Below are 21,770 nucleotides of genomic sequence, written 5' to 3'. Positions count from 1 at the left end.
TGATCGGCAGCCGGCCACGGGCCGTTGTGCGGTGGGGTGTCAGCGGCTGGTGCTCAGCGGCTGCAGGCTGCGCTTCAGCTGCTCCCAGCCCTTGCCGCGCTTGGTGCCGCGGTTGCGGGACCGGACGAGCGGGGCCCAGAAGGCGGCCTCGACCAGGGTCTCCGGCTTGATCGCGGGCGTCCGCTCCAGGACGCTCTCGGGCACCTTCTGCGGGTCCGCGACCTCGAACTCCGCGATGATCTCGTCGTACTTGTCCTTCAGCACGGTGTTGTCGGGGTCGGCGCCGAAGACGATGAGCTGTCCGGTGGGCGCGGTGTCGACGAGGACCGTGACCAGGTCGGGACGGTACCGGGCGAGGATCTCGATCAGCTTGTAGACGTCACCGGTCCAGGCGTTGGTGTGCCGGTCGCGGGCGGCCTCGTCGATGCTGCGGGGCAGCATGTCGTCGAGGACGATGACGCTGGCCCAGTCCGAGTGCTTCTCGACGTTGATGAAGTCGCGCAGCGCGTACTCGAACAGGTGCATGCCGTCGATGAACGACAGGTCGAGCGTGGTGCGCTGCCAGTAGCCGAACGGGCTGCGGTTGCGGGCCAGGTTGCGCAGCGGGTGCCGGCCGCCCGTGAGGTGGGCGAGCGGGTTCTGCCGGGCGAAGAAGTCGTCGCTGGTCGCCTTGGCGAGATGGACGTCGCAGCGGATCTCCGAGACCACCTTGAACGCGGGGTCGATCGCGATGCTCGGTACCCGGGACAGGGTCAGGCTTCGGCCGTCGTTGACGCCGATCTCCAGGTAGTTCCTGTTCGCGCTGACCTTGTGGAGCTCCCGGAGGAACTCATGACGTTTCACGAGGAAATCTCCTTGCGGATGTGTGGCAGTGCTTCGTGCAGGGCCGTACGCCAGTCCCGGAGAGGTCCGAGACCGGTCTGCTGCCAGCGGCCGTGGCCGAGGGCGCTGTACGCCGGCCTGGGCGCGGGCCGGGTGAAGGCCGCGCTCGTGGTGGGGTGTACGCGGTCCGGGTCCGCGTCGATGAGGCGGAACACCTCGCGCGCCAGCTCGAACCAGGTGGCCTCGCCGGAGTTGGTGGCGTGCAGGACGCCGTTCACGCCGGGGCCGATCAGGGGTCCCAGGTCGGCGATCCGTGCGGCGACGTCGGCGCTCCAGGTGGGCTGGCCGCGCTGGTCGTCGACGACGTCGAGGGTGTCCCGGCGCGCCTCCAGGCCGATCATCGTGGCCACGAAGTTGCCGCCGTGGGCGCCGTACAGCCAGGCCGTGCGCAGGACGACGCCCGTGTCCGGGAGGGTGGCCAGGACGGCCTGTTCGCCGGCGAGCTTGGTGCGGCCGTACGCCGTGCGCGGGGCCGGGATGTGGTCCTCGGGGTACGGGGTGTCGCGGGCCTGGCCATCGAACACGTAGTCGGTGGACACGTGGATGAGCCGGGTGCCGTACTCCGCGCAGGCCTGGGCGAGCAGACGCGGTCCCACGCCGTTGATCCGGAGCGCCGCCTCCTCGTCCGTCTCGGCGTCGTCGACGGCGGTGTAGGCGGCGCAGTTGACGACGACGTCGGGCCGGTGCTCGTCGAGGACGCGGCGCACGGCGCCGGGGTCGGTGATGTCGAGGGCGGTGCGGGCGAGGCCCACGACCTGTTCACCGCGGTGCAGGAGTTCCTCGACGGTGTCGCGGCCGAGCATGCCGGCGGCGCCGGTCACCAGCCACTTCATCCCTTCACCGGCTTCTCCGCGACCGGCTTCTCGTCGGCGGTGACGCGCCGCTTGAGGGGCTCCCACCAGGCGCGGTTGTCGCGGTACCAGGCGACGGTGGCGGCGAGTCCGGCGGCGAAGTCGTGGCGCGGGGTGTAGCCCAGCTCGTCGTGGAGCTTGGACCAGTCGACGGAGTAGCGCAGGTCGTGGCCCTTGCGGTCCTCGACGTACTCGACGCTGTCCCAGTCGGCCCCGCAGGCCTCCAGGAGCAGCCCGGTGAGTTCCTTGTTGCTCAGTTCGGTGCCGCCGCCGATGTTGTAGACCTCGCCGGGCCGGCCGCCGGTGCGCACCAGGTCGACGCCCTGGCAGTGGTCGTCGACGTGCAGCCAGTCGCGGACGTTGAGGCCCTCGCCGTACAGCGGGACCTTCTTGCCGTCGAGCAGGTTGGTGACGAAGAGGGGGATGACCTTCTCGGGGAACTGGTGCGGCCCGTAGTTGTTGGAGCAGCGGGTGACGCGGACGTCGAGGCCGTGGGTGCGGTGGTAGGCGAGGGCGAGCAGGTCCGAGGACGCCTTCGAGGCCGAGTAGGGCGAGTTGGGGGCCAGCGGGTGGCTCTCCGGCCAGGAGCCGGACTCGATGGAGCCGTACACCTCGTCGGTGGAGACGTGCACGAAGGGGCCGACGTCGTAGCGCAGGGCCGCGTCCAGCAGCACCTGGGTGCCGACGACGTTGGTGCGTACGAAGTCGGCGGCGCCGTCGATCGAGCGGTCCACGTGGGACTCGGCTGCGAAGTGGACGACCTGGTCGGCCTCGGCCATCAGCTTGTCGACGAGTTCGGCGTCGCAGATGTCGCTCTGGACGAACTTCAGCCGGGGGTGGCCGGCCGGGAGGTTCTCCAGGGTGCCCGCGTACGTGAGCTTGTCCAGCACGGTGATCCGGGGCGCGTCGGGGGCGTCGGACGCGAGGAGTGCGCGGACGTACGTGGAGCCGATGAATCCGGCGGCGCCGGTGACGAGGAGGTTCATGAGTGGATCTGCACCTTGCTGTGGTCTCCGAGGACGAGTCGGTGGGCGCTGGGAACACTGGGGGCCGGGGTCACCTCGACATGCCTGCCGATGAGCGAGGACTCGATGCGGCCCACCCCGGCGATGGAGGAGTCCCGCAGCACGATGGAGAACTCCAGCTCGCTGTCGGTGATCCGGCAGTTCTCGGCGACGGAGGTGAACGGCCCGACGTAGGAGTCGCTGACGACGGTTCCGGCGCCGATGACGACGGGGCCGACGATGCGGGAGCGGCTGATGCTCGCGCCCTCCTCGATCACCACCCGCCCTATGGTCTCGGACGCGGTGTCCACCTCGCCGTCGATCCGCCGCTCCAGGCCCTCCAGGACCATCCGGTTGACCTCCAGCATGTCCGTGACGTTCCCCGTGTCCTTCCAGTAGCCCTTGATGAGCGTGGATCGTACGTCGGACCGGGCGTCGATGAGGTACTGGATGGCGTGGGTGATCTCCAGCTCGCCGCGCCGGGAGGGGCTGATGGCGCGTACGGCGTCGTGGATCAAAGGGGTGAAGAGGTACACGCCGACGAGCGCGAGGTCGCTCTTGGGGTGCTCGGGCTTCTCCTCCAGGCCGATCACCTGACCGGCCGCGTCGAGTTCGGCGACGCCGAAGGAGCGCGGGTCGGGCACCTGGGTGAGCAGGATCTGGGCGTCGGGGCGGAGCCTGCGGAACTCGTCGACGAGGTCGCTGATGCCGCCGATGATGAAGTTGTCGCCGAGGTACATGACGAAGTCGTCGTCGCCGAGGAAGTCCCGCGCGATCAGTACCGCGTGGGCGAGGCCGAGGGGCCGTTCCTGCGGGATGTAGGTGACCTTCAGCCCGAACCGCGATCCGTCGCCGACCGCTTCCTCGATCTCGGGGGCGGTGTCGCCGACGATCATGCCGACCTCGGTGATGCCCGCGTCGGCGAGGGATTCCAGGCCGTAGAACAGCACGGCTTTGTTGGCCACGGGCACGAGCTGCTTCGCCGAGGTATGGGTGATCGGCCGAAGCCGCGTGCCGGCGCCACCGGAGAGCACGAGAGCCTTCATTCGTTCACCCTAGCTTCGTTTTCCCGAGACGTAATATCCGGTGCCTCTGGGTGACCGGTGCGGGGGCACGCGCGCGTGCCCTCAGTCATTGAGCGCGATCTCGCTCCACACCTGTTTGCCGCCGCTGACCGGGACGGTTCCCCACACGGCCGACATGGCCTCGACCAGGAGAATGCCCCGGCCGCCGGTGGCCTCCCAGCCGAGGTTCGTCGACTTGACGGGAGTACGGGGCGAGTTGTCCGCGACGGCGACGCGCAGCCGGCCGTTGAAGAGGGTGAGGTCGAGCCGGACCCGGCCGTCGGTGTGCACGAGGGCGTTGGTGACCAGTTCGGAGACGACCAGGAGCACGGTGTCCATGTTCTGGTGGATGTCCGGCTCGCCGGCCGCGCTCCAGGCGCGCAGGGTGCGCCGGGTGAAGCGGCGGGAGTGCCGGACCGCCTCGGGGACCCGCCACACCGTCCAGCTGTCGCGCAGCGGGCGCCGCTCCATGCCGTCGTAGCGCAGCAGGAGCAGCGCCACGTCGTCGTTGCGGTTGGCGCCCGCGAGCAGGGCGTCGACGACCTGGCCGAGGTGGGCGGGGTCGGCGGCGGCGAGGCCGGCGGCGAGAGCGTCGAGACCGTCCTCGACGTCGGTCTGGGCGGACTCGACGAGACCGTCGGTGGTGAGGGCGATCAGGGTGCCGGGCTGGAGGCGGAGCTGGCCCATCGGGTAGTCGGCCCGGGGCATCACGCCGAGCGGGGGGCCCACGTCGGACTCGGTGACCTCGGTGGTGCCGTCCGGGTGACGGACGACCGGGGGGAGGTGGCCGGCGCGGACGTACCAGGCGGTGCCCTCCTCCATGTCGACCTCGACATAGCAGCAGGTGGCGAAGAGGTCGGTCTCCATGTCGGCGAGGAGCCGGTTGGCGTGGGAGACGACGACGTCCGGCGGGTGGCCCTCCACGGCGTAGGCGCGCAGGGCGGTGCGCATCTGGCCCATGAGGGTGGCGGCGCCCGCGTTGTGGCCCTGGACGTCGCCGATGACGAGGGCCACGTGGTTGTCGGGCAGGGGGATCACGTCGTACCAGTCGCCGCCGACCTCCAGGCCCTCGGTGGTCGGCAGATAGCGGGCCTCGGCGACCCCGCCGGGCAGGGTGGGCAGGCGGCGCGGCAGCAGGGAACGCTGGAGCATCCCGACGAGTTCGTGTTCGGCGTCGAAGGCGTGGGCGCGGATCAGGGCCTGGCCGACGAGGCCCGCGGCGGCGGTGAGCAGGGCGCGTTCGTCGGTGCCGAACTCGTGCGGGCCGTCCCAGCCGATCAGGCAGACGCCGGCCGTCCGGCCGCCTGCGAGCAGTGGCAGCACGGCGAGACCGCCGGGGCCGACGCCTTCGAGCGCGGGCTCCAGTTCGGTGCCGGCGGGCCAGATGGCGGCCCTGCCCTCGCGCAGGGCGGCGGCCAGCGTCGGCATGGCGCGGACGGACGACTCGGGCCATTCGGAGCGCCATTCGAGGCGCCACGACTCGGGCCAGGACTCGGGTTCGGGCGGGTCCAGGACGGTGACGACGAGACGTTCGTTGTCCAGCTCCGCGAGGGCGATGCGGTCGGCCCGCAGCGGTTCGCGCAGCGCGGTGACGACGGCCTGGCTGACGTCACGGACGGTCCCGGCGGTGGCCAGGGCGGCGGCGAGGCGCTGGACGCGGGCCACGTCGGTGACGCCGGAGCGCGGTGTGGAGGCGTCGCCGACCGTGCCCACGAGCCGGGTGGCCCCGCCCTCCTCGGCGGTCACCAGGCGTCCGCGCAGCCGCAGCCATCTCGGCGGTCCCGACGAGCTCAGGACCCGGAACTCCAGTTCCCGGTCGCCGATGGACATGTGGTCGGCCTCGACGACGGACATCAGGGAGGGCAGGTCCTCGGGCACGGTCAGGCCGAGCAGGGTCTCCACCTTGCCGTCGAAGTCCGCCCGGTCCAGCGCGAACAGTTCGAGGAGTTCGTCGCCGACCTCGACGCGCCCGCTGTCCATGGCGAGGCTGAAGGCGCCGGCCGTCACCTCGCCGGGCTCCCCGGCGGCGGGCGCGACGGGCCGGGCGACGGCTTCGGCGAACAGTCCCAGGCAGTCCCGGTCGCCGTCGTCGAAGCCGCCGGGACGCTCCGTCACCACCAGCAGACAGCCGCCGTCACCGGTCGCCTCGCCCGCGTGGACGGGCAGGGCGGCCACATGGACGGCCCCGGCGGGCATCCGCCCGGATTCGGCGCACTCGGCGAGTTCGGCGGGGCCGAGCCAGACAGGCAGTCCGGTGCGGTGCGCCTCGGCGGCGGGCGAGTGGGCGACCACGGGATAGTTGTCCCGCAGGCCGTACAGCGTGCGGGGCACACCGGCCGACTCGACGAGGCAGAGCACGTCACCGGTGTCGTCCGGGGTGTAGACGCAGGCGACGGCCGCCCCCGTGAACACGAGCGTCTGTTCGAGGACCCGGTGGAGTCGCTCGCGTGGGTCGAGGTCGACGGTGAGCGACTTGAGGGCGAGTTCGGCCCGCGCCGTTCTCGTTCCCCGTCCCGCCTCCTCACTCACCACGTCGTCATTACAGCGCGTATATGGCGTGGGCGCAGCCCCTGACGCTCCCGGCGTTCGCGAGGGCCGCGTCCGGGCGTGCGCCAGGCGTTCGCGCGACACCCGTGCCCGTCGGCGCCCGGCCGCCTCCCGCACGGCCCGGTGCGAGCCGTGCGGGAGGCGGGCGTGGACCGGCGGTACGGGGTGTACGCGCTCACCGACCAGCCCTTCCACGAGACGCCGGACCGACCGCCGACCGTCCTGAGCGGTGCGGCCACTACCCGCTCGAAACGGCGGGCCGTGCGCCCCGGCCCGGATTCACCGCTGGACGGCTTCCGGGCGTGCGGAACCGGCCGACAGCGTGCGCGGGGGCGCTCACCCGGGGCTTTCGCGCCGCTCAGGTGCGGCTGTCGCGGAGACCGGGCCGGGGCGGAGAAGGTGTCGAGCGCGGTTCGTCCCCGCCCGGGTACTCGGCCCCGGGGGGTGCGGGAGGAGTGCGCTCGCCGTGCGCGACGGGCCGAGTGGACAGAGCCTTGAGTCGGAAGTACCCGGCGCGGCGAGGAGGTGGTCCCGATGGCCGACGGACGGGCCTCCGCGCGCGGACGGCCGGCGGGAGACGCCCGCTCGGCCTCGTTCGGGAAGCCGCTGCTGTCGCTGGCGCTCGCCGAAATGATGGAGGAGGTCCGGGCCCTCGCGGGCGGGGTGTATCTGCTGCCCCCCGGCGGGTCGGTGCTGGAGATGGCCGTCATGGCGGGGCTGCCCCGGGCGTTCGCGGCGCCCTGGGAGCGGGTGGGGATCGGCTCGCCGGTGCCCGTCGCCGAGGCCGCGCGTGAGCGGCGGTTCGTGTGGGTGGGCGGCGACGAGGACATGGCCCGGCGGTTTCCGCGGGTCGCCGTCGTGCTGCCGTACCCCTTCGCGCTGGCCGCCGTACCGCTGGCGACCGCCTCGGCGGTGTACGGGGCCGTCTTCGTGACCTGGCCCGGATCGCATCCGCCGGAACTGTCGGACCAGGAACGGGAGAAGCTCGTCACGGCCTGCGACCGGCTGGCGCTGCGCCTGGAGCGCGCCGCGGCCGAGCGCCGTCCGCTGGAGCCCGAGGCGGATCTGCTGGCCATCTCGCCGGAGGTGCCCTCGGCCGAGACCTTCGGCACGGTCGAGGCGGCGCGGATGGTGTCGCGGCTGCCGTACGGGCTGTGCTCGCTCGACCTGCACGGGCGGGTCGTGTTCGTCAACACCGCCGCCTCGGACCTGCTGGGTGTCCCCGCGGGCGCTCTGCTGGGCGCCCGGCTGTGGGTCGCGGTGCCCTGGCTCGACGATCCGGTGTACGAGGACCGCTACCGAGCCGCGCTGTTCAGCCTGCACGTCACCTCGTTCGTGGCGCTGCGCCCGCCCGGCGACTGGCTGTCCTTCCGGCTGTATCCGAGCCATACCGGGCTGAGCGTCCGGATCACCCGCGCGCGGGCGGTGTCCGAACTGGACCGGGCGGGGCACAGACCGGGCGGGGCGTCCAGCCTGGTCACGATCTCGCAGGTGCTGTCCCTGGCGGGCGCCCTCACCGAGGCGGCGAGCGTCCAGGACGTGATCCGGCTGGCCGCCGACGAGATCATGCCGGCGGTGGGCTGCCAGACGCTGGTGATGCTGGGCTCGGAGGGCGGGCGGATGCACGTGGTGGGGCATCGGGGGTTCGCCGACCCACGGCTCGTGGAGCGGTTCGACGGGCTGCCGCTGACGGCGCAGACCCCGGGGACGCAGGTGCTGACGACCGGTGTGCCCGCCTTCTTCGAGTCCCGGGAGCAGGTGGACCGTCTGTATCCGGCGGTGCGGGACGTGCCCGGTCCGATGGCGGCCTGGGCGTATCTCCCGCTGATCGCTTCCGGGCGCCCGGTGGGGACCTGTGTGCTGGGGTACGCCGAACGGCACGCGTTCCCCGCCGACGAGCGGGCCGTGCTGACCAGTCTCGGCGGCCTGATCGCCCAGGCGCTGGAGCGGGCCCTGCTGTACGACGCCAAGCACCGGGTCGCGCACGGCCTCCAGGCCGCCCTGCTGCCGGCCTCCCTGCCGGCGCTGCCCGGCTTCGAGGCCGCCGCGCGCTATCTGCCGGCCACGCAGGGCATGGAGATCGGCGGCGACTTCTACGACCTGGTCCGCTCGCACGGGCGGGCCTCGGCGGTGATCGGGGACGTCCAGGGGCACAACGTGACGGCGGCCGGCCTGATGGGCCAGATCCGTACGGCCGTACGGGCGTACACGACCGTCGGCCAGGCGCCGGAGGAGGTCATGAGCAGCACCAACCGGCTGCTGATCGACCTCGGCACCGAGCTGTTCGCGAGCTGTCTGTATCTGCGGCTCGATCCGGGCACCGGCCGGGCCGTGATGGCCCGTGCGGGTCATCCGCAGCCGCTGCTCAGGGCCCCGGACGGGCAGGTACAGGTGCTCGACCTGGCCGGGGGTCCGCTGCTGGGGATCGACGCCTCGGCCACGTATCCGACGACCGAGGTCGAACTGGAGCCCGGCAGCGTTCTCGCCCTGTACACGGACGGGCTGATCGAGTCCCCGGGCGCCGACATGGACGAGACGCTGGCCGCCCTCGGCCGGCGTCTCGCGGGGACCGGGGACCGTCCGCTGGACGAACTGGCCGACGGGCTGGTCGAGTTCGGCGCGGGGGTGACGGAACGGGTGGACGACATCGCGCTGCTTCTGCTGAGGGCGCGGGCGACCGACTGACGGCGGCGCCGGGCGGGAGCGCCCGGGAGGGCGCGTCCCACGCCATTCCGACGGCGCCTGCCGGATCCGGTCGGCCGCTGCGGCGAATCGAGCGCAGGACGCGTGGCCCGGCACGCGCACGCACGCACAGACAGCGCAGCCCTCGTCCCGCTTCGCCGAATGGATCCGCGACCGGAACCCGACGGCGACCGTGCGACGAGGACTCCCCGCCGACAGCCCGGCGCCTTCCGGCGAATTCGGGCCGAACCCGTGAAGGCCCAGGCACGTGCGGTGCGATGACGGGCCGCCGCTGCCACGCCCCGCTCGGCGGGACGGCCCCGCCCACGCGGAACGGTCCGGCCCTCCCGCCGGAGGGCCGGACCGTGTCATTGGCGGCCGGTACTACTTGCTACTGGCTACTGGCTGCTGGTGTGGCCGGTCAGTGCTTCTCGTTGTTTCCCAGGCCGTTGCCGTCGGCAGCGCCGTTGGCGTCGTCCGCGGCGCCGTTGCCGATCTGGTCGTCGACGCCGCCGAGCTTGTCGCCGCCGACCTCTTCACCGAGTCCGGCCTCCTGGCCCGCACCGGCTTCCTGACCGGCGCCCGCGTGGTCACCGGCCCCGGCTTCCTGACCGGCACCGGCCTGGTCGCCCGCACCGGCTCCCTGAACCGCACCCGCCTGGTCGCCCGCACCGGCCTCCTGGCCCGCGCCCGCTTCCTGGCCCGCACCTGCCTGGTCGCCCGCGCCCGCGGCGGCACCGGCTTCCTGGCCCGCACCGGCCTGGTCGCCTGCGCCCGCCTGGTCTCCCGCGCCGGCAGCGGCACCAGCGCCGGCACCCGCGTCGGCCGCGCCGAGGGTCGCTCCGACGGCCTGGAGGGCCGTGGTGACCGGCTGGAAGAAGGTCTCGCCGCCGACCGTGCAGTCACCGCTGCCGCCGGAGGTCAGGCCTATCGCGCTGCCGTCCTGGGTGAACAGCGAGCCGCCGCTGTCGCCGGGCTCCGCGCAGACGCTCGTCTGGATGAGGCCGGTGACGGTGCCCTCGGGGTAGTTCACGGTGGCGTCGAGGCCGGTGACCTCACCGTCGTTGAGACCCGTCGTGGAGCCCATGCGGAAGACCTGCTGGCCGACCGCGGCGTCGGCCGCCTTGAGGATGTCGACGGTCTGGCCGTTGCCCACGTCGACGGTGCTGGCCGCCACGGTCGCCGGGTCGTCGTACTTGACGAGTGCGAAGTCGCCGTCACCCGGGAAGGTGGCCGCCTCGACGGTCGCGATGGGTGCGCCGTTCTCCGCGTCCGCCCACTTGTCCGCGGCGACACCGCAGTGACCGGCGGTCAGAAAGCCGGGCGTCCCGTCCTTGGTCACCACGTTGAAGCCGAGGGAGCAGCGGGCGCCACCGGCGAAGATGGCGTCGCCGCCCTCCACGAACGTCTTGAAGGTGCCCTGCGACTTCTTGATCGTCGCCATGCCCTGGCCGAGCTTCTTGACGGTCGACTCGATCGTGTCCCACTTGTCGCCGGTGACCGTGCTGTCGGCGGTGACCTGGATCTTGTTGGTGCGGGGGTCCAGGGCCCAGGCGGTGCCCGGGATCGTCGCGTCGGTCTTCAGCTTCTGCGCGCCGGCCTTCAGGTCGGCGATGCTGTTGGCGACCTCGCGGACGGCGGCGCCGGCCTTCTGCACCTGGGCGATGACGTCGTCGTTGCCCTGGACGACGTTGACGACCAACTGCTTCTTGTCGGTCTCGTAGTAGGAACCCGCGAAGGCGTCCCCCAGCACCGTCTGCAGCCGCGAGGCCAGGTCCGAGGCGTCCGTCGCCCTCAGAGTCTTCGGAGCCGCACCGCCCGCAGCGTCGGTCTGGGACGCGTTGGCGTTGGGGAGCAGCAGGGCCGCCGCTCCGAGCGCCGCGACACTGCCCACCGCAATCGCGGCCTTACGCTTCGGAATTCGCTTGTGACTCAACTTCTGACCTCCTGCGGGGCGGGGTCTTGACCGCCGAACGTTCATCGGCGGCCGACCGGGGCGCCTGGATGGTCATAGGTACGGCGGTGCGGCGCGGAGCGTTCAAATTGCTCGCCAACTCCCTTTGCAAAAAAGCGAATCGGCCATTACGAATGCCTGACCGAAGATCATCGGGAACAATCACCCATATCGCGATGACGTCCACCTAAGCGGACAAGATCCTTTCCACCGAATTCGCGCCCACGGGCTCTTGCCGCGACTTGCCGGCGGAGGGGTCCGACGAGCATCGGGCACCACCACGAATAGCCTGGTCAGCACGGTGTCGATGCAAGCCCCGAAGTCACCCCGGACAACCTTGACCGTGATCGTGAAGCAGACGCACGCAGCTCTCGATGCCACGATCGGTGCCATTTCGGCGGTCCGATGGTCCATGACATTTCGCAGTGCCGCGACCGGATTCGTTGTCCTGATCAGGACGGTGGTCGCGGCCCGCGCGCGAGCACCACGACCTCACCCCCGCAAACCCGCGCGAATCCCGGCTCCGGCGAATCTGCACATCGAATGCCCAGACAAGTCACCGCATACGACGGTTCAGCACATCCTCTTGTTACACGGCATGCCTTTGATGACGGACTGTCCGGTTTCAGCCGCACACCCCTGACCGACAGGCACGCCCGACGGCAAGGGGCAGAGTGCACCGATGCCGTGAGGCATGTGAAGAAGTCGCCGCCGAGACGTGCGCACGCCCTCACGGTGTGCGGGCCGGAGGCGTCAAATGCCCTGGTGGGAGGGCTGGTTGAGTGGAGGCGCACGATGCGGGCGTGCTTTGATCCATCGCATCGCAGGGACCGCCGAGGTTCCGGGAACGGAGCCTGATGCCCCTGCGGTCGCGGCCCTCGTCCGTCTCCCGGACGGGGCCGCTCCCCCACCCCCTGTGAATCTCCATATGAAGGGAAGTTCCATCATGAACTCCACTCCCCAGGTCGAGACCGCCGAGCTGTCGGACGCCGCTCTCGACGCCGTCTCCGGCGGTCTGTCCCTGCACGCGGTCGGTACCGTCACGAACCTGGTGGACAGCGCTGCCCCCGGCGTGCTTCCGCTGGTCGGCTCGGTCACCGGCACGGTCGAGGGCCTCACCGGCCTGAACACCGGTGCGGTCACCGGTCTGGTCGCCGGTCTCTGACCGACGCCCGGCCAACGCCGTAGCGCCGCCGAGTCCCGGAGCCGTTCACCGGTTCCGGGACTCCCGGCCGGCCGCACAGGTCTTCGCAGGCGCAGGTCTTCGCAGGCACAAGTCTTCGCACGCAGGTGAGGAAAGCCCGTGCAGTTCCGCCAACAGGCCCTCTCCAAGCTCCGGTCGGCCGAGGAGCTGGATCTTCCGGTGCGTCTGGCGCGCCCGCAGGGCCGGCTGGTCCTCGCCGTCACGGTCGTCGTCATGGCCGCCGCGTCGGTGTGGGCGGTGACGGGGTCCGTCTCCTCGACGGTCGGCGCGCCCGCCATCCTCACGCACGGGGAGGGCAGTTACGTCCTGCAGAGCCCCGTCTCCGGCCAGATCACCGCGGTCCTGGCCGAGGAGGGCACCCGGCTGCCCGCCGACTCGCCTGTGCTGAAGGTCCGTACGGCCTCCGGCGAGGCCGTCGTGCGCTCGGTCGCCGCCGGCCGGCTCACCGCGCTGGCCGCCACGATCGGCCGGATCGTCGGCACGGGCACGAACCTCGCGGCCATCGAGAAGGTCGCCCGTGCGAGCGACCCGCTGTACGCGACGGTGTACGTCCCGGCCGGGAGCGCCGCCGCGATTCCCGTGAACGCGCCCGTCGACCTGACCGTCCAGACCGCGCCCGCCCAGCGGTACGGGGTACTGCGCGGCCATGTGAAGTCGGTGGACCGGGCCGCGCAGACGCAGCGGCAGATCGGCGCGTTCCTGGGGGACAGCCAACTCGGCGAGCAGTTCACCGCGAAGGGCCGCCCGGTCGCCGTGCTGGTGAGGCTGGACAAGTCGTCGGCGACGAAGAGCGGTTACCGGTGGTCCTCCGCCGAGGGGCCGCCGTTCCCGCTCACCTCCATGACCCTGGCCTCGGGCTCGATCCGGCTGGCCGACCAGCGTCCCGTCGACTGGCTGCTGCCGTGAGTGCCGCACGAAGCTCCCGGGCCGGGCGCCGCTCGGCCCCGCCCAGCCGCACAGCCGCCAAGGGCAGCGGCAGACCCGTACGGACGCCGACCGTCCTTCAGATGGAGGCCGTCGAGTGCGGCGCGGCCTCCCTCGCCATGGTCCTCGGACACCACGGACGGCACATCCCCCTCGAAGAGCTGCGCATCGCCTGCGGAGTCTCCAGGGACGGCTCACGCGCGAGCAACATCCTCAAGGCGGCCCGGAGTTACGGTCTGACGGCCAAGGGCATGCAGATGGACACGGCCGCGCTCGCCGAGGTGAACGCGCCCGCGATCCTGTTCTGGGAGTTCAACCACTACGTCGTCCTCGACGGCATGGGGCGCCGGCTCGGCCGGCGCGGGGTGTACGTCAACGACCCCGGCAAGGGCCGCCGGTTCATGCCGATGGAGGACTTCGACTCGGCTTTCACCGGTGTCGTCCTCGTCATGGAGCCGGGCCCCGACTTCGTGCGGGGCGGGCGCAAGCCGGGTGTCCTGGGTGCCATGCCGGCCCGGCTGCGCGGCACTTCGGGCACGATGCCCGCCGCGATCCTGGCGAGTCTGCTGCTGGTGGCGGTGGGCGCCGCGATGCCCGCGCTCAGCCGCACCTACATCGACACGTTCCTGATCGGCGGCCGGACGTCGATGCTGGAGGTGCTGTTCGCGTCGATGGGTGTGTGCGTGGCGCTGACGCTCGTGCTGACCTGGCTGCAACAGGCCAACCTGCTGCACGGCCGCATCATCTCCTCCACGCTGAGCAGTGCCCGCTTCCTGCGTCATCTCCTCCGTCTCCCGGTCACCTTCTTCGCCCAGCGCAGCCCGGCCGACCTGGTCCAGCGCCTCCAGTCGAACGACGCGGTGGCCGAGACGCTGGCCCGCGACCTCGCGGCGGCGGGCGTCGACGCGATCGTGGTCGTGCTGTACGCCGTGCTCCTCTACACCTACGACCCTCAACTCACCGCCGTCGGCATCGGTGTGGCGCTGCTCAACATCGTGGCCATGCGGGTGGTGATCCGGCTGCGCGCGACGCGTACCGCCAAACTGCGCGCGGACAGCGCCCGGTTGACCAACACCGCTTATTCCGGGCTCCAGTTGATCGAGACGATGAAGGCGACCGGCGGCGAGGAGGGCTACTTCCGCAAGTGGGCCGGGCAGCACGCGACCACGCTGGAGGAGCAGCAGCGGCTCGGCGTGCCGAGCGCCTGGCTGGGGGTGGTCGCGCCGGCACTGGCGACGCTGAACAGCGCGCTGATCCTGTGGATCGGCGGTCTGCGGGCCGTCGAGGGCCATATGTCCGTGGGCCTGCTGGTGGCGTTCCAGGCCCTGGTGGTGCGGTTCACCGCGCCCCTCACCCGGCTCAACGGAGTGGCGGGCCGGATCCAGGACTTCGCGGCGGACGTGGCCCGGCTGAAGGACGTCGAGAACTTCCGGGCGGATCCGCTGTACGCCCGCCCGGGCGGCGGCGATTCGACGCGCCGCCTGCATGGCCATGTGGAACTCCAGAACATCACCTTCGGCTACAGCCCGCTCGACGAGCCGCTCCTCTCCGGCTTCGACCTGACCGTGGGTCCGGGGCGGCAGGTGGCGCTGGTGGGCGGCTCGGGCAGCGGCAAGTCGACCGTCTCCAGGCTGATTTCGGGTCTGTACACGCCCTGGGAGGGTGTCATCCGGATCGACGGGCAGCGTCTGGAGGACATTCCGCGCGGCGCGCTGGCGGCCTCGGTCTCCTTCGTCGACCAGGACGTGTTCCTCTTCGAGGGCAGCGTCCGCGACAACGTGGCGCTGTGGGACCCGTCGATCCCGGACGAGTCGGTGGTCGCGGCCCTTGAGGACGCGGCGCTGTACGACGTCGTCGCGCGTCGGCCGGGCGGGATCCACAGCCGGGTCGAGCAGGACGGGCGGAACTTCTCCGGCGGACAGCGTCAACGCCTGGAGATCGCACGGGCGTTGGTGCGCGACCCGAGCATTCTCGTCCTCGACGAGGTGACCAGCGCGCTGGACGCGGAGACCGAACAGACGGTGATCGACAATCTGCGCAAGCGCGGCTGCGCCTGCGTGGTGATCGCGCACCGGCTCAGTACCGTGCGCGACAGTGACGAGATCGTCGTGCTCCGGCACGGCACGATCGTGGAACGCGGGCGGCACGACGCCTTGTTGGCGGCCGGCGGGGCGTACGCCGAGCTGGTCGGGGAGCGTTGAGATGACGGCCGTGTCCGACGTCCCCGAGGGCGATGTCGTCCTGAACGCGCTCGGGCGGACGGGGACCCGCTACGACCTGTCCGGGCAGGGCCGCCTCGACCTCGAAGGCCCGCAGGTGCTGTGGCTGGTCGCGTCCGGCGCGCTCGATCTGTACGCGGTGGACGCCGTGGAGCAGGGCCAGTGGCACCACCTCGGCCGGCTGGCGGCGGGCGCGCTGCTGCTCGGCCCGGTCACCGGCCCGGACCACACGCTGGTCGCCCGCCCGGTGCGTGACTGCGTGGTGCACCGCATCGGCCTGCGCGAGCTGTACCGGTCACCGGGCGACGAGACCTGGTCGTACGACGAGTACGGCAACGCCCACTACGTGCCCCCGGCGACCAGCCCGCTGGAGTACGCGCTCGCCCTGGGCGTCGGACGCGGCCTGTCCGTCCTCTTCCAGGCGCCGATGGCCTCGGAACGGGCCGCCGCGCCGACCGACGACGACGTGTTCTGGATGCGGGTCCCGCCGGGCAGCGTGCGGTACGGGTCGCTGTACGGTGCCGAGGCCGCCGCCGATCTGCTGATGGACCCCGGTGTCTGGCAGGGCATGGTCGACCAGCAGTACCGGCTGCTCGCCACCCTCGACCGGTGGATCGAGCAGGTGGAACGCGGCCACGAGACCCGTACGGCGGCCGGTATCAAGGCGGGCGAGGCCGTCCGTGCCCAGGCCGACCGGACCCTGCTGGCGTCGATCGGCCGGCCGTCGGCGAGGCGCACGACCGCCGCCGACGCGGATGCCACGTACGCGGCCTGTGAGCTGGTCGCCGCCGCGGCCGGGATCACGCTCGCCGGGCCCGCGCGGAGCGGCGCCGAGAGCGAGCGGCTCGACCCGGTCGAGCGGATCGCGCTCGCCTCCCGGGTCCGCACCCGGGCCGTCCGGCTCGACGGCCGCTGGTGGCGCGACAACGTGGGCCCGCTGATCGGCCGCCGGAGTCTGTCGGGCGCACCGGTCGCGCTGCTGTGGCGGCGCGGCGGGTATGTGGCCGTGCAGCCCTCGTCGGGGCGCGAGACACGGGTGGAGAAGGCGAACGCGGCGGAGTTCGAGGAACGGGCGGTGATGTTCTACCGCCCGCTGCCCGAGCGCGGGACGAGCCCGCTGCGGCTGCTCCGGTTCAGCATGGGCGGCAGCCGGGGCGATGTGGTGAACCTGCTGCTGAGCAGCCTGGTGACGATCGCCCTCGGCGCACTCGTGCCGGTCGCCACCGGCAAGGTGCTCGGCGAGTTCGTGCCGACGGCGCGGACCGACCTGATCGCCACGTTCTGTCTGGCCTTGATGATCAGCGGCGTGGTGGCCGCGGCCTTCGCGCTGCTCCAGAACCTCACCCTGCTCCGGATGGAGGGCCGGATCGAGGCGACGCTCCAACCGGCCGTCTGGGACCGGCTGTTGCGGCTGCCGACGAAGTTCTTCACCGAGCGCTCGACCGGTGAGCTGGCGAGTGCGGCGATGGGCATCAGCGCGATCCGCAAGCTGCTGGCGGGAGTTGCCCCGGTCGTCACGCAGTCGGTGACGGTCGCGGCGATGAATCTGGGCCTGCTGCTCTGGTACAGCGTGCCGATGGCACTGGCGGCGGTCGCGATGCTCGTGGTCATCGCCGCCGTGTTCCTCGGGCTGGGCCTGTGGCAGGTCCGTGGGCAACGGCGACTGATCGTGCTGTCCAACAAGCTGAACAACCAGGCCTTCCAGACCCTGCGCGGGCTGCCCAAGCTGCGGGTCGCGGCAGCGGAGAACTACGCGTACGCGGCCTGGGCGGGCGAGTTCGCGCGCAGCCGCGAGCTGCAGCGGAAGGTCGGCCGCGTCAAGAACCTCACCACGGTGCTGGGCGCGGTGTACCTGCCGGTCTGCACGCTGCTGATGTTCATGCTGCTCGCGGGCCCGGCGCGCGGTGAGATGTCGGCGGCGGCCTTCCTCACCTTCAACACCTCGGTGACGATGCTCCTGACCTCGGTCACCCAGCTGACCGGCGCGTTCGTCTCCGGTGTGGCCGCGCTCCCGCTGTACGAGGAGATCAGGCCGGTGCTGGAGGCGGCCCCGGAGGTACGTGCCGCCAGCACCCGGCCGGGCGTGCTGAGCGGCGCGATCGAGGCCCGCGGGCTCTCCTTCCGCTACGCGGACGACGGCCCGCTCGTCCTGGACGACGTGTCCTTCCAGGTGCGGGCGGGTGAGTTCGTGGCGATCGTCGGCCCCAGCGGCTGCGGCAAGTCGACCCTGCTGCGCCTGCTGATCGGCTTCGACGGGCCGGTCTCGGGCAGTGTGCTGTACGACGGCCAGGACCTGGCCGCGCTCGACCGGTCGGCCGTACGACGCCAGTGCGGTGTGGTGCTCCAGCACGCCCAGCCGATGACGGGTTCGATCCTGGACGTCATCCGCGGCACCGAGCCGTACACACCGGAGGAGGCGATGGCCGCCGCCGAGATGGCGGGCCTGGCCGAGGACATCGGGCGGATGCCGATGGGCCTGCACACCATCGTCCAGGGCAGCGGCGCGATCTCCGGCGGCCAGCGCCAGCGGCTGATGATCGCGCAGGCGCTGATCCGCCGGCCGCGCGTCCTCTTCCTCGACGAGGCGACCAGCGCCCTGGACAACGAGACGCAGCGCACGGTCATCGAGAGCACACGTGCGCTGAACGCCACCCGGATCGTGATCGCGCACCGGCTGTCCACGGTGCTGGACGCGGACCGGGTGATCGTGATGGAGGACGGCAGGATCGCCCAGCAGGGCTCCCCGGCCCAACTGCTCGCGGACACGGGGGGACGGCTGCACGAGCTGGTGCGACGGCAACTGGCGTAGTCGGCAGCCCCCCGCACGGGCGGGCCCGAGAGTCACCAGGCCGAGGAATGTCAAGAAATCCAGCCGTAATTCACTTTGTCGAGTGAACTGGGTTGCACGTACGGCGTGTCAGGGATGTTCCGTGCCCAACCGGGGTAGCTACCGAGATCGAATGCGCCCCGCCGAGGTGGAGCAGCCATGACGCCGGAAACCGACGACCGTATCCCCGGGCCGCCCGAACGCACGGCCCGGGACTCGTCCCCAGCCGCCCAGCCGGCGAACCCGTATGCCCGTACGTACGCGCACGGGCCGTTCACCGTGGTCGAGGTCTCCGGCGAGATCGATCTGGCGACCGCGCGGTTCCTCACCGAACATCTGGACGCCGCGACCTCGTACCCCTGCCCCGACGTACTGGTCGACCTCCGGCAGGTCGGCTTCCTCGACTGCTCCGGTCTGCGCGAACTGTGCCGCGCCGACACCCGGGCCCGCGAGCGCGGCGGGCGGCTGCGCCTGGTCTCCGACACGCCCCGCCTGCACCGGCTGCTGCGCGCGGCGATGCTGCTTCACCGCTTCCCGCCCCTCCCCCGTATCCCGGAGTCGCGGTGAGGGCCGGTGCCGCCCTTCCGTACACATGCCATGGGCCGGCCGGTGGCCCCACACCACCGGCCGGCCCCGCTACGAGATCGCGCGGTTCCAGCGACACAGGGTTCACACTCCCCATCCGCGTGCTTCCCGCATGGCTCGCGGAAGCGCGCGACCCCGGTCCCTAGAACGCGAAGAGCGCGGTCCCGTAGGTGCTCTTCACGCACTCGTTCGCGAAAGTCCGCTCATAGGAGACCCGCTGACCCCGCCACACACCCTCGACGGTGACGACCACGGGCTCGTACTGCTTGGTGCACTTCACGTCGCTCTTCGTCGGCAGCAGACCGAAGTCACCGTCGGCGGCCCGGAGTTCGGAGCATGCGTCGGCCGCGGCCGGGTGCGTGCCGGAGGCGGTCGGGGCACAGGTCAGAGTGACGGCACGCTCGGGCGTGACGGTCGCCGCGGTGTCACCGTGGCCGATGGTGAGCACCAGGGCCGAGGGCGCGTACAGCCCGGAGGGGGCGGCGACGGCGGCCCCGGCGAGGGGGGCGCAGACGGCGGTGGCCGTCAGGGTCAGGGTCGCTGCCCAGCGTGCGGTGTTCGGCATTGTGTGCATCCTTCCGCTCAGTTCGAAGTTTGCGGTTCGAAGTTACGGTTCGAAGTCGCGAATCGAAGGTCAACGATCCGCAGGAGTGCGCGATCCCAGCCGGTCGGGCCGGTTCGGCGAGCGAGAGTCTGCCGAGTCCGGCGCCGAAACTCATCTCGACCCCACGCGTTTCAGTAACCTTGAGTGTTGAATCAGTGGCGTGAAGTTACGTCAATCGAACACGTGAAGCCCGTAACTGGGCGGGTATTGATCGTCAAAAACGGCCGAGTGGCCGGATCCGGCCGCCATTTTAATCGGCCTGAAACATTCCGCTTGGGTTCCGAACGGACCTCCGAGCGACGTCCGTTGTTCACCGGACGACGTGGCTCCGACGCTTCCCGCCACCCGTGTCGGAGGCGCCTGAGGCTCGCGTTACGTTGGTGGCATGAGCGAATTCGTGTTGGTCGCGGGTGCCCGGCTCGGAGCCTGGGCGTGGGACGACGTGACGGTCGAACTGCGTGCCGCCGGGCATGGGGTGCACCCGCTGACGTTGTCGGGAGTGGCGGAGCGGCGGGGTGAACCGGCCGGTCAGCAGACGCATGTGCGGGACATCGTCGAGGAGGTCGAGCGCCTCGATCTGCGAGATGTCGTACTCGTCGGGCACAGCTATGCCGGGATACCCGTCGGGCAGGCCGCCGAGCGGATCGGGGCGCGGCTGCGCCGGGTGGTGTACGTCGACGCGAGTGTCCCGGCCGACGGGAATTCCTTCCTCTGGGGCTGGGACAGTGCCGGGGTGGAGGCGTCCATCGCCGAGCACGACGGCTTCTGGCCGACCCCGTCGGCGGCCCACTTCGCGGACCAGGACCTCACCGACGAGCAGATCGCCCGGATCGTGAGCGGTTCGACGCCCCACCCCGGGGCCACCCTCACCGAGCCGGCCGTCCTCAAGGGCTCGCCGGGCGACGTCCCCACGACGTACATCAAGTGTCTGGTCGACTATCCGGAACCGTCCGAGGACGTGGTCGAGCTGCTGAAGAGCGACCGCTGGGAACTCGTCGAGATGGACACCGGCCACTGGCCGATGTTCTCCCGCCCACGCGAACTGGCCGCCGTCCTGCACCGGTCGGCGACCGGGAACTGACCGGGAACTGATCGGGGACTGCCCCGGGGCCGACCGCACGGGGACGCGTGGGCCGCATGGGCCGCATGGGCCGCATGGGCCGCATGGGCCGCATGGGCGCGGTCGTACCCGGGTGAGGTGGTACGCGGGCGCGGTCGTGCGCGGTGGCGCGGACCCTGTCCTCTCGTCTCTCGCCGGCCGGAGTGCGGCGCGGGACGGGCGGGGCCACCGGCCGTCAGCCGCGGCCCCTCGGTTCGGCGTACGGGCGCCGCCCGAGGCACCGCGCCGCACTACGCCCCGCCCCTCACACGCCGGAGGGGCGGGGCGTACGGCTTTACGGCTGGCTGTACGGCTGTACGGCTGTACGGCTAATTCCGGTCCGCTTCGACCTGGGCCGCCTTGCCCGCGGGGCCGCCTATCGACAGGGAGCCCGCCCCGGCGGTGACCGTGTCCTTGAGCCAGCGCTGGTTCGCGGAGCCGTCGCGGACCTTGACGACCACGTCCGTGTCGGGGTCGCCGGAGGCGGGGGCGACCGCGAGGCCCTCCTGCCAGCGGGGCAGCAACTCACCCCGCGCGCCGAGGCCGTAGCGGACGTCGTCGCCGCGCTCGTCGGACGCGGCGGCACAGCGGCCGAGGATGACGACACCGGCGTCGGCGTGGGAGTCCGGACACAGCTCGGGGTTGGCGACGCTGCGCAGCAGACCGTCCTTCTCGTACGTCCACATCTGGGTCCACGCGGTCGAGCAGGACGCGAGCTTGAGGACGGCGCCGGCCGTGGCCCTGCCGCCCCGGACGTCGAGGCACCGGTCGGCCGAGATGTTGCGCAGCCGGTGCTGCCGGGTGGTGGTCGGGTTGTTGCCCGTCGCGGGCGACGAGGACACCCCGGCCGGGGTCCGCGAGACACCGGGCGCCGTGGCACGTCCACCGCCCGCGCTGGAGGAGGCGGCCGGGTCGGCACCGCTGCCGTCCTTCGGCCACAGCCCGCTGCCCAGCACGACCGCGAGGACGACGACCGAGGCCAGACCCACACTGGTGAACAGGGTTCGCCGGCCGCCGATCCCGCCCTCGACGGGGCGGCGCGGGGAGGGAATCCGGGACAGCGGACGCCGGCGAGCCGGACCGCTCCCCCGGCCGCCGCCGCCCTCGTCGGCCCGGTGCCGGGCTTGGCCCCGTACGCGCGTGTCGCTCTGGCCGCGCCCCGGGCGCGAGTCGAGATAGCGCTGGGCGCCCCAGCCGAGCACCGCCTCGGCGAGCAATGTGCCCAGGCCGCCCTCGAAGTGGCTCAACTGCTCGGCGGCGTCACGGCAGTAGCGGCACACCGACACATGCTGCTGGACATCGGGCAGCAGGGCGCCGCCGCGCC

The 21,770-nt window shown here is 71.8% G+C and carries 15 protein-coding genes; 7 read left to right on the top strand and 8 right to left on the bottom strand.

Features of this window, described 5'->3' with window-relative positions; translation table 11 throughout:
* Positions 1-39: 39 nt before the first annotated feature.
* The 5 genes from AOK08_RS29385 to AOK08_RS29365 form a co-directional block, all read right to left on the bottom strand.
* Entirely contained in the window at positions 40-843 is an 804-nt protein-coding gene (locus AOK08_RS29385) for a class I SAM-dependent methyltransferase (protein ID WP_055531660.1), read from the bottom strand.
* Positions 840-1,715 carry a dTDP-4-dehydrorhamnose reductase gene (rfbD, locus tag AOK08_RS29380; protein WP_055531659.1) on the bottom strand — a complete coding sequence of 292 codons (876 nt, stop codon included), beginning with the start codon at positions 1,713-1,715 and terminating at the stop codon, positions 840-842. Before rfbD ends, AOK08_RS29385 begins: the two co-directional genes overlap by 4 nt.
* The gene (rfbB, locus tag AOK08_RS29375) at positions 1,712-2,719 is read right to left on the bottom strand and encodes a dTDP-glucose 4,6-dehydratase (RefSeq protein ID WP_055531657.1); all 1,008 of its coding nucleotides are present in this window, start codon (positions 2,717-2,719) and stop codon (positions 1,712-1,714) included. The genes rfbD and rfbB overlap by 4 nt, the downstream gene beginning before the upstream one ends.
* Positions 2,716-3,783 carry a glucose-1-phosphate thymidylyltransferase gene (locus AOK08_RS29370; protein WP_055531655.1) on the bottom strand — a complete coding sequence of 356 codons (1,068 nt, stop codon included), beginning with the start codon at positions 3,781-3,783 and terminating at the stop codon, positions 2,716-2,718. Before AOK08_RS29370 ends, rfbB begins: the two co-directional genes overlap by 4 nt.
* A gap of 81 nt (positions 3,784-3,864) precedes the next feature.
* Positions 3,865-6,333 carry a SpoIIE family protein phosphatase gene (locus AOK08_RS29365; RefSeq protein ID WP_055531653.1) on the bottom strand — a complete coding sequence of 823 codons (2,469 nt, stop codon included), beginning with the start codon at positions 6,331-6,333 and terminating at the stop codon, positions 3,865-3,867.
* A 549-nt stretch (positions 6,334-6,882) separates the two neighbouring features.
* Between AOK08_RS29365 and AOK08_RS29360 the strand changes: the two genes are divergently transcribed.
* Positions 6,883-9,033, top strand: a complete 2,151-nt coding sequence (locus AOK08_RS29360; protein ID WP_055531651.1) for a SpoIIE family protein phosphatase — start codon at positions 6,883-6,885, stop codon at positions 9,031-9,033.
* A 418-nt stretch (positions 9,034-9,451) separates the two neighbouring features.
* Here the strand turns inward: AOK08_RS29360 and AOK08_RS29355 are convergent, their stop codons facing one another.
* Complete coding sequence (locus tag AOK08_RS29355) at positions 9,452-10,966, bottom strand: S1 family peptidase (RefSeq protein WP_079054337.1); 1,515 nt, start codon at positions 10,964-10,966, stop codon at positions 9,452-9,454.
* Between the two features lie 964 nt (positions 10,967-11,930).
* On the opposite strand from AOK08_RS29355, the gene AOK08_RS29350 reads away from it, so the two are divergent.
* The 5 genes from AOK08_RS29350 (at position 11,931) to AOK08_RS29330 (ending at position 18,725) form a co-directional block, all read left to right on the top strand.
* The gene (locus AOK08_RS29350) at positions 11,931-12,149 is read left to right on the top strand and encodes a hypothetical protein (protein ID WP_055531649.1); all 219 of its coding nucleotides are present in this window, start codon (positions 11,931-11,933) and stop codon (positions 12,147-12,149) included.
* Positions 12,150-12,287: 138 nt separating this feature from the next.
* Complete coding sequence (locus tag AOK08_RS29345; protein WP_055531647.1) at positions 12,288-13,094, top strand: HlyD family efflux transporter periplasmic adaptor subunit; 807 nt, start codon at positions 12,288-12,290, stop codon at positions 13,092-13,094.
* The gene (locus AOK08_RS29340; RefSeq protein WP_055531645.1) at positions 13,091-15,313 is read left to right on the top strand and encodes an NHLP family bacteriocin export ABC transporter peptidase/permease/ATPase subunit; all 2,223 of its coding nucleotides are present in this window, start codon (positions 13,091-13,093) and stop codon (positions 15,311-15,313) included. The genes AOK08_RS29345 and AOK08_RS29340 overlap by 4 nt, the downstream gene beginning before the upstream one ends.
* Before the next feature lies 1 nt (position 15,314).
* On the top strand, positions 15,315-18,140 hold the full coding sequence (locus AOK08_RS29335) for an NHLP bacteriocin export ABC transporter permease/ATPase subunit (protein WP_055531643.1): 2,826 nt from the start codon (positions 15,315-15,317) through the stop codon (positions 18,138-18,140).
* A 177-nt stretch (positions 18,141-18,317) separates the two neighbouring features.
* On the top strand, positions 18,318-18,725 hold the full coding sequence (locus tag AOK08_RS29330) for an STAS domain-containing protein (RefSeq protein ID WP_055531641.1): 408 nt from the start codon (positions 18,318-18,320) through the stop codon (positions 18,723-18,725).
* A 160-nt stretch (positions 18,726-18,885) separates the two neighbouring features.
* On the opposite strand, the gene AOK08_RS29325 is transcribed toward AOK08_RS29330, so the two are convergent.
* Positions 18,886-19,308 carry a subtilase-type protease inhibitor gene (locus AOK08_RS29325; protein ID WP_055531639.1) on the bottom strand — a complete coding sequence of 141 codons (423 nt, stop codon included), beginning with the start codon at positions 19,306-19,308 and terminating at the stop codon, positions 18,886-18,888.
* 424 nt (positions 19,309-19,732) lie between these two features.
* Here AOK08_RS29325 and AOK08_RS29320 point away from each other — a divergent pair, with 424 nt between their 5' ends.
* On the top strand, positions 19,733-20,428 hold the full coding sequence (locus AOK08_RS29320) for an alpha/beta fold hydrolase (protein ID WP_055531637.1): 696 nt from the start codon (positions 19,733-19,735) through the stop codon (positions 20,426-20,428).
* Between the two features lie 347 nt (positions 20,429-20,775).
* Here AOK08_RS29320 and AOK08_RS29315 read toward each other — a convergent pair.
* A partial coding sequence (locus AOK08_RS29315; RefSeq protein WP_198539426.1) for an RICIN domain-containing protein occupies positions 20,776-21,770 on the bottom strand: 995 nt, incomplete at its 5' end.

It is taken from the genome of Streptomyces graminilatus, assembly GCF_001418565.1.
GTDB classification, from domain to species: Bacteria; Actinomycetota; Actinomycetes; order Streptomycetales; family Streptomycetaceae; genus Streptomyces; species Streptomyces graminilatus.
This window is presented reverse-complemented; position numbering and strand designations above follow the sequence as displayed.